The following is an 8354-nucleotide window of genomic DNA, read 5'->3' as shown; positions in this document are numbered from 1 at the left end:
TCTTTTCACCTGTATATATTTTGAACTACTATTATTCATCAGTTTCTCTAACCGATTTATATTCTCCGTTAATGCACCTTTCACAAGAGAGAAATCTGTATTTGATTCTTCTTTTTTTTCTTTAAAAAACGAAGACTTTTGTACATTGACTTCAGCCATCTCTTCTCCCCCTTTTCAAAAAGATACAACCTTTTATTTATATTATATAGCAAATGTAGAAAGAGTGTACACTTATGATTTTCTTTTTAATTCTTCTTCTAATTCTTCTACTTGCTGCAACGTATCCCCTTTTATTAAAGAGAAATCTGTTGTATCTTCGTTATCTTCTTTAAAAAAATCATTGTCATAATCTTTTACCACTACAATCACCTCTACATGCTAGTGTAGGAATGATTGTCCAATTTTATTCAACTTTGTCGGATTTTGTTTTTAATTTATGTATAGAAGAAAAGGACAGAAAAAGATTCTGTCCTTATTTACTAAAATAACTATGATGTATTGTTAAATTATATACATTTTCAAAATCCCGATCTTGCAGGTTATTTTTCTTTCCATCAATAACAATGAAAACGTCACTTACTATTTTTGCTGGTATAATCCCGACATTTTCTACTTGCACCGCTTTCTGCTCATTCAATTGCTCGATATGTTCTAACGGAACGATAATACTAAATTGCGAGCGAATACCACGAAAGTTTGTATTTAATTCCTTCGCGGCTTCAAAAACAACAATTTTCGCACCAATCTTTTCCCCATATGAATCTAAAAATGCATTTAAGCTCTTTGTATATTCCTCTTCCGTATGCCATTCCATCGTACCGAATACTGATGGATTAACATTTTGAATAATTGTCGTGTATATTTCCCCTCTCGCTTTAGATGCAATTAATGATCGTTTTATTGATTGAACTGTCTTGCCAATATCGCTAAATTTCGCACCCCATATTTCAGAAATATTAGGTGTTAAAATGAACGCAATATCAACAAAAATAACCATTGCAGTAAACATTAAAAGATTTTTCCAGAGGGTTAAATCAATTCCTTTTATCATGAAATACACGGTGACAGATATGATAAACAAACCATACCAAGTCTTTCTAATACGTTGCTTTTTCTCCTCGTATAACTCCTCATTTTTCCAATAAAAGAAAACAAGGACTACAAAGACAATCGCTAAAACAAATAAGCCAATTCGAATGTTAGAGATCATTAATCACATCACCCTCCATTCAAAAACTACTCACGATATCATTACATGCGCAAGCTGCTCTCTTTATGACAAAAGACGTGGACAAGCTTCTAAAATTAGCTACATCGCATATATATTAGAAAGTACCACGTCTTTTATCCTGTTATTTGTGGGCAGTAAGACCCCCACTGATTAAAATTTCACTTTACCATGAGTCTATATTGTATATGTAGACAAGCATTCATTTCAAATTTTCGTATTAAAAAGAAATATGTTTCGGAATTTCCCCTTCAGGTACTTCTCCATCCATACTTAAATAATAATGACGAATCGGACGTAAGTTTTCGTCTAATTCATAAACAAGCGGAATGCTAGTGGGAATATTTAATGAAACTACACCATCACTTGAAAGGTTGTCTAAATATTTTACTAGCGAGCGAATTGTGTTACCGTGTGATGAAATAATTACTTTATTACCACTTTTTAATGTCGGCGCAATTTCTGAATGCCAATAAGTAAGTACTCTCTTCTCCGTATCCTCTAAACATTCAGTTAATGGAAATTCACCTTTTTTGAGTGTTTTATATCTTGGATCGGTCGCTTCATATCGAGGATCGTCTTCAGTAAGAGCCGGTGGTCTTACATCAACACTTCTTCTCCAAATATGAACTTGCTCCTCACCATATTTTTGTGCAGTTTCATCTTTATTCAGCCCTTGCAATGCACCATAATGTCTTTCATTTAGCTTCCAAGATTTATGTATTGGGACCCAAGTAAGATCCATCTCATGAAGTACAATCCATAACGTCCGAATTGCGCGTTTTAATACAGATGTATAAGCCACATCAAAAGTATATCCGTTTTTCTTTAATATTGCTCCTGCTTCTCTCGCTTCACTTAATCCATTCTCTGATAGATCAACATCTGTCCATCCAGTAAAGCGATTTTCAAGATTCCATAAGCTTTGTCCGTGACGAATAAGTACAAGTTTTATCATTATAATTCCCCTTTCGGAAATGTGAATTTTATTGTTCCATTGCGTACACGTATAAAGTATCTAGTAATGTATCTTTTTATCCATTCACTCTATGACCAAATCATAGTTGCCAAATGTATGGATAAAATTTGTTCTTTTTCAAACGATAAAAACAGAAGTTTTTTCATTATTTTTGATCGACTGGTAGTTCACGTTTCGTTATCCAAGCATCAAAACCTGATCGGCTATTTGCCATTTCATTCATAACTTGGTGCCAATTGTCCTCACATGATTCACCAAATTTTGAAAAAATAGCACCCATTTGTTGTCTTTGTACATCACTCAGTTTTTTCTCTAAATCTGTACCTTTTTCTGTTAAAGACAACTGTTTCACACGTCGATCATGCATAGCTTCATTACTCTCAATTAAGCCCTTTTCCACAAGTTGACGTAGCGGTCCGTGGAGAGCTTGTTTACTTATTTCTAATAGTGATAATAACTCATTTACACTTATCCCTGGAAAACGTGCGATAAAAAATAAAATTCGATGATGTACTCGTTGAATGCCATATTCTTTTATAATTTCATCTGGCTTTTCAGTAAATGTTTTATATGCAAAATAAAATAATGCTAATGCCTCATTCATCTGTTCTTCTTTATGTTGTGTCATCTACTTTCCCCCTGTATGTAAATTATACCACAATCTAGTAATGAATATTTTAATCAACGCATTAGAACTTATTTAGTCTATTGAAACATTCATTGCATAATTAGGAGATGATTCATTTGAAAAAACAATATACTGTAAGTACATATTTATTGGATAGACTACATGAATTAGGAATTGAACATATATTTGGGGTTCCTGGTGATTATAATCTTGCTTTTTTAGATGATGTGGTAGCACATGAAAATTTAAAGTGGATTGGCAATTGTAACGAATTAAATGCTGCATATGCAGCAGATGGGTACGCTCGCATAAAACGAATCGCTGCTCTTATTACTACTTTCGGAGTTGGAGAATTAAGCGCTATTAACGGTATTGCTGGCTCATATGCGGAAAACGTGCCAGTTATAAAAATCACGGGTACGCCACCAACAAAAGTAATGGAAAATGGAGCAATCGTCCATCATACGTTAGGAGATGGAAAGTTCGATCACTTTTCCAATATGTATCGAGAAATCACTGTGGCACAAACAAATGTAAAACCTGAGCATGCTGCTGAGGAAATTGACCGTGTTTTACGTGCATGTTGGAATGAAAAACGCCCGGTTCATATTAATTTGCCGATTGATGTATATAATAAACCAATTAATAAACCTACAGAACCAATTTTATATAAACCGATTTTAAGTAATAAAGAAGCGTTGGATAAAATGCTACTACATGCCACTTCAATAATAAATAACGCCAAAAAACCTGTAATTTTAGCTGATTTTGAAGTAGATCGATTTCACGCTAAAGAAAATTTACATCAATTTGTAGAAAAAACTGGGTTTCCCATCGCGACGTTAAGTATGGGAAAAGGAATATTCCCAGAAAAACACCCTCAATTTATAGGGATTTATACTGGTGATGTAAGTTCTCCGTACTTGAGAAAAAGAATTGATGAATCTGATTGTATTATTAGTATTGGTGTGAAGTTAACTGATACTATTACAGGCGGCTTCACACAAGGTTTTACAAAAGAACAAGTTATAGAAATCCATCCCTACACTGTGAAAATTATAGATAAAAAATACGGTCCAGTTGTAATGCAGGATGTTTTACAACATTTAAGTGATTCAATTGCGCATCGTAATAAAGATACTCTTGAAATTAAGCCATTTATTTCAGCACCATCACCTTTTACTGAAGAGTTCAATCCAAAAGCACAAATGGTCACACAAAAACGTTTTTGGCAGCAAATGTACCATTTCTTACAAGAAAACGACATCTTAATTGTAGAACAAGGAACACCTTTCTTTGGTAGTGCTGCTATCCCTCTACCTAATAACACTGCATATGTAGGACAACCGTTATGGGGATCTATCGGATATACACTGCCCGCTCTACTTGGTACACAGCTCGCCAATTTATCACGGCGCAACATTTTAATTATTGGTGATGGTTCTTTCCAAGTAACTGCCCAAGAGTTATCAACTATACTACGTCAAAATTTAAAACCGATTATATTTTTAATCAATAACAACGGATACACCGTTGAACGTGCCATTCACGGCCAAAACCAACCTTATAATGATATACAAATGTGGGATTACAATAAACTATCAATGGTATTTGGGTCAGAAGAAAAAAGTCTAACATTTAAAGTAGAAAATGAAGCAGAATTAGCAGAAGTCTTAACAAATATAACTTTTAATAAGAATCAACTTATCTTTATTGAAGTTATAATGAGCCAAAGCGATCAACCTGAATTGTTAGCTAAACTCGGGAAAAGATTTGGTCAGCAAAATTCTTAATATAAAAGCATAACCTAATTATACAATTGGTAGTGTAAAACTTGTTTTGAGAATAGTTTCGACACTCAAAATACATAAGGAAAAGGATGGAAAGCACCATCCTTTTCTATTTTAAGAGCATTCTTCGACTAACGCCCCGTATGACAAGCAAAAATTCTTAATCCATCTTTAACTTTATAGCTTTTGTCGCAATAAATGTTTTAATATGCTTATCTAATATCCTTGTCCCACCAAAATCATCCTCATAAAAACCTGTTATAGCAAAACCAGCTTCAATTTGGCCTTGGATTTGGTCTTCTAAAGTATGTGCATATTCTATTGTTTGATTTGAATCGATGTAATCTTGAACTTCATCCTCTGGTAAATAATCCAATGTTGATGAAGGAATTGAATGTTTAACATCAAGAATACCTTTTTGTTCTTGGTTATCATCAAAGATCCATAGTAACGGATTTGTAAATCCAGCAATAAGAATACCTTCATTCTTTAAAACCCTAGAAACTTCATTCCATACAAGATGAACATCTTTTACAAACAAATTAGAAACAGGATTTATAACAATATCAAAATATTCATCCTCAAAATCACCAAGGTCTGACATATCTCCTTGTACGGTTTTCAAAGTCAAACCATCCCGTTTTGCTACCTTTTCATCTTGTTCCAATTGCTTCTTAGATATATCAGTTACTGTTACATCTGCTCCAGCAGCAGCTAGAACAGGTGCTTGTTGTCCACCACCTGATGCTAAGCAAAGTATCTTTAATCCATCTAATGACTTTGGAAACCACTTTCTAGGAACTGATTTTTCCGTAGTGACTGTAATCTCCCATTCACCTGATTTGCTTTTCTCAATAACCTCGCTACTTACAGGCTGCGTGTATCTAGAACCTTCTTCAACCTTCTTATCCCATGCATTACTGTTTTGTTGTGTAGTATCCATTGCGATTAGTCCTCCTAGCGATCTAGTTGTATTCAATGTGTAAGCTTAATGCTTTCCTTTTTCTATTAACCTGCCTAATAGTTCATACATAGTTGTCTATATTTACATTAACAGATAAATGCAAAAATTACTAAAAAAATTCTAAAAAGACAAAAAATTACACATCTATTCCATTCATTTAAACTAATCGTAGAATTGTTAAGTTTTAAACAACTCACTTCCACATAAAAAAAGCATTCCAAACCTGTTGACAGTTGGAACGCTTTTTTATGTTATTTAATTTTTCAAGCTTTTAACTAAATCCATTAAACAAATAAGCTACGATTTTTCTTTTTTATTCAGCAAGAGTTAACTGCCAAGATACACCATACTTATCATTTAACCAGCCAAACTTTTTACTAAACGGATAAGAACCTAAAGGCATGAGAATTGCTCCATCCTGCGCTAATTTATGAAAGACCGTTTCAATTTCTTCTTCTGTCTCACAAGTTACATAAAGAGACATAGCTGGAGTGAATGTAAAATTATGATTTACATAACTATCAATACACATAAACTCTTGGCCATTTAGCGTAAAAGTTGCATGAATTACAGTTCCCTCTTTACCAGGTCCATTTTCATCGTAGCGAGAAATACTTACAATTTCCGATTGATCAAATAGCGACGTATAAAAATTCATTGCTTCCTCAGCTTTGCCTTCAAACATTAAAAACGTAGTAATTTTTTGATTTGTGTTACTCATATGGAGACAGCCCCTTGTTATATATTTATGTAAAACATAAGTCGGCCAAAAAACCGAACGTACATTCCTATAAGTGTATTGTCTATAAAAACGATGAGTTTGTCAATTATCTACTTTCTTATTTCTTCTTAAATAATGCTGTCCAAAGAAATGATTCTCCAAACATTTCATTCGGTTGTTTTATTTGTTTCATCCTTCTAATCTCAATTACCTCAAATTCTTTAAATATCTCTCTTAACTTTTCTTCCGAGTATGCAAGACCACCTTGTAGACTCCATTCTCTATATACGTCCCAATCTGTTATTTCTGATCCATTTCGCTCATCTAAATTGCCTGCTGCAAAACATGTTAATCCGAAATAACCACCCGATTTTAATGAGTTTTTAATTAAATCCACATAATTTATTCTTCTATGCGGTGGAATGTGATGCAAACAGCCCGAATCATATACAAAATCAAATTCGTTTTGAACCTCTAAATTAAAAATTGAATTACAAATAAAATGAATTTCTACCCCTTTTGCCAATGCCCTCTCTTTTGCCCAGTTAATGCCTTCTACAGATAAATCCACTGCTGTTACATCAAATCCTTGAGTCGCTAAATAAATGGCATTTCTACCTGGACCACATCCAAGTTCTAATACCTTCCCTTTTGAAACTCTCTCTTTTTGTATATTCGAAACTAGATTCTCATCTGGAACATTTTCAAAAAACGGAACATCCTTTTCTCTATTCTCATAAAACTCATTCCAAAATGGTTCTGCAGGTCTTAATAATGAATCAAGCATTTTTAAAATGTCTTCTTGTGTGTGTAACGTTTCAGTTTTCATTAATACCCCTCCATAAATTAATAGTCAGAAAATTATTATATATCTTTTTGAACTTTCAAACAAAGAAAAAACTCCTACATTTTGAAGTGAACCCCGAAAACGGGACACCTATCAAAACACCTAAACCACCTTTCATTTGGTGCGGATGCATCGAATTGGCGTTCCAATCGATGAGGGGCTACTACTGGCTCCGCATCACTGATATATTTCTTTTTCTTTCGACCAACTTTTGAGAGAATCTGATTTTGCCTCATGATTCATAATACTTTTTTATGATTTACACACAGCCCCATTTTCCGAAGAGTTGCGGTCACTCTTCGATATCCATATCGTAATTTATGCCGAAGACAAACATCCTTTATTTTCTCTTCTATCCCTTAGGTCCACTGTTCGTTATAACCAACGATAAAATGTAGACCGGGGTAATTCTAATACATTACACAATTCTTTTACCGTTAGTTTTTTTTAATTGGTCCATAAAGTAACTACAGTTTCCGGGTTCAACTTCTTTCGATTTCCAGATACTTTCCCCATATCAGTAATTTTGTTTTTAACTGTTTATTTTCTAACCGTAGCTGTTCCAATTCATTTAACGCTTTTGGCCCTTTTCCATAAGAATATTGTTCTCCTACAGGTTGTTGAAAATGGTACGTTTGACCGGTACGATACCACTTCATCCACGTCTTAATTTGGGAAACATTTTTAATTCCAAAATTATCCATAATTGTCCGGTTGGAATATCCATCCTTTTTCATTTCAACCACTTTCCACTTTATTTCTTCTGGGTAATGAACTCTTGTCTTCAAACCAAAAACACCTCCAGTGAATTCGCATACTAAGTATGCGAATTCAGGAGGTGTTTTTTTCATGTACCACTATTCGGGTTCACTTCAAAAGTTAACTGCTTTTTAATTACAATAACTATTTTGTTTAAATTCACCTTAATTCATATCAATTTTTCTTAACATTCACATTAATAACTGTACAATATAATTAAACTGTTTGTATGAGGGGTGATTATTATGAACTGGAAACAAAAATACAATCCGAAATATCTCTTTTACCGAATGTATAGTTATATTTATAAAGCCCTTGATGATATATCATGGTCCTTAAAATAACGCTTTTGTTCACTTTTTTGATACATTTACGAAACATGCATGTGTTATCTTCATTAAGTCCTTTTCTTTTTATAATGTCGTGTGAGATATACCA

Annotated in this window: 9 protein-coding genes and 1 pseudogene; 1 reads left to right on the top strand and 9 read right to left on the bottom strand. The window is 33.5% G+C overall.

Annotation, left to right across the window (positions count from 1 at the left end):
• The 5 genes from spoIISB to DN403_RS28650 form a co-directional block, all read right to left on the bottom strand.
• Window positions 1–159: stage II sporulation protein SB (gene spoIISB / locus DN403_RS28670; RefSeq protein ID WP_149186020.1), on the bottom strand; the 159-nt coding region annotated here is incomplete at its 3' end.
• Between the two features lie 72 nt (window positions 160–231).
• Window positions 232–360 carry a hypothetical protein gene (locus DN403_RS28665; RefSeq protein WP_000237818.1) on the bottom strand — a complete coding sequence of 43 codons (129 nt, stop codon included), beginning with the start codon at window positions 358–360 and terminating at the stop codon, window positions 232–234.
• Between the two features lie 112 nt (window positions 361–472).
• The gene (locus DN403_RS28660) at window positions 473–1210 is read right to left on the bottom strand and encodes a type II toxin-antitoxin system SpoIISA family toxin (RefSeq protein WP_000624982.1); all 738 of its coding nucleotides are present in this window, start codon (window positions 1208–1210) and stop codon (window positions 473–475) included.
• A 238-nt stretch (window positions 1211–1448) separates the two neighbouring features.
• The gene (gpmA, locus tag DN403_RS28655; protein ID WP_000594153.1) at window positions 1449–2186 is read right to left on the bottom strand and encodes a 2,3-diphosphoglycerate-dependent phosphoglycerate mutase; all 738 of its coding nucleotides are present in this window, start codon (window positions 2184–2186) and stop codon (window positions 1449–1451) included.
• Between the two features lie 166 nt (window positions 2187–2352).
• Window positions 2353–2835 (bottom strand): MarR family winged helix-turn-helix transcriptional regulator, encoded by a 483-nt coding sequence (locus DN403_RS28650; RefSeq protein WP_000191889.1) that lies wholly within the window; start codon window positions 2833–2835, stop codon window positions 2353–2355.
• Between the two features lie 116 nt (window positions 2836–2951).
• Between DN403_RS28650 and DN403_RS28645 the strand changes: the two genes are divergently transcribed.
• Window positions 2952–4628 carry an alpha-keto acid decarboxylase family protein gene (locus DN403_RS28645; RefSeq protein WP_141550274.1) on the top strand — a complete coding sequence of 559 codons (1677 nt, stop codon included), beginning with the start codon at window positions 2952–2954 and terminating at the stop codon, window positions 4626–4628.
• A gap of 157 nt (window positions 4629–4785) precedes the next feature.
• Here DN403_RS28645 and DN403_RS28640 read toward each other — a convergent pair whose 3' ends face one another.
• From DN403_RS28640 to DN403_RS28625, 4 genes and pseudogenes are all read right to left on the bottom strand, one after another.
• Window positions 4786–5568, bottom strand: a complete 783-nt coding sequence (locus DN403_RS28640) for a class I SAM-dependent methyltransferase (RefSeq protein WP_016077713.1) — start codon at window positions 5566–5568, stop codon at window positions 4786–4788.
• Window positions 5569–5902: 334 nt separating this feature from the next.
• The gene (locus DN403_RS28635) at window positions 5903–6310 is read right to left on the bottom strand and encodes a VOC family protein (RefSeq protein WP_000072495.1); all 408 of its coding nucleotides are present in this window, start codon (window positions 6308–6310) and stop codon (window positions 5903–5905) included.
• A gap of 118 nt (window positions 6311–6428) precedes the next feature.
• Window positions 6429–7139: a class I SAM-dependent methyltransferase gene (locus DN403_RS28630; protein ID WP_000846296.1), complete on the bottom strand. Its 711-nt coding sequence runs from the start codon at window positions 7137–7139 to the stop codon at window positions 6429–6431.
• A 122-nt stretch (window positions 7140–7261) separates the two neighbouring features.
• Window positions 7262–7945 (bottom strand): annotated as a pseudogene (locus DN403_RS28625) (IS3 family transposase); the annotation flags it as partial.
• Window positions 7946–8354: the final 409 nt, after the last annotated feature.

Origin of the sequence: Bacillus sp. AY2-1, from assembly GCF_008368965.1 — a bacterium.
Lineage (GTDB): Bacteria > Bacillota > Bacilli > Bacillales > Bacillaceae_G > Bacillus_A > Bacillus_A thuringiensis_S.
This window is presented reverse-complemented; position numbering and strand designations above follow the sequence as displayed.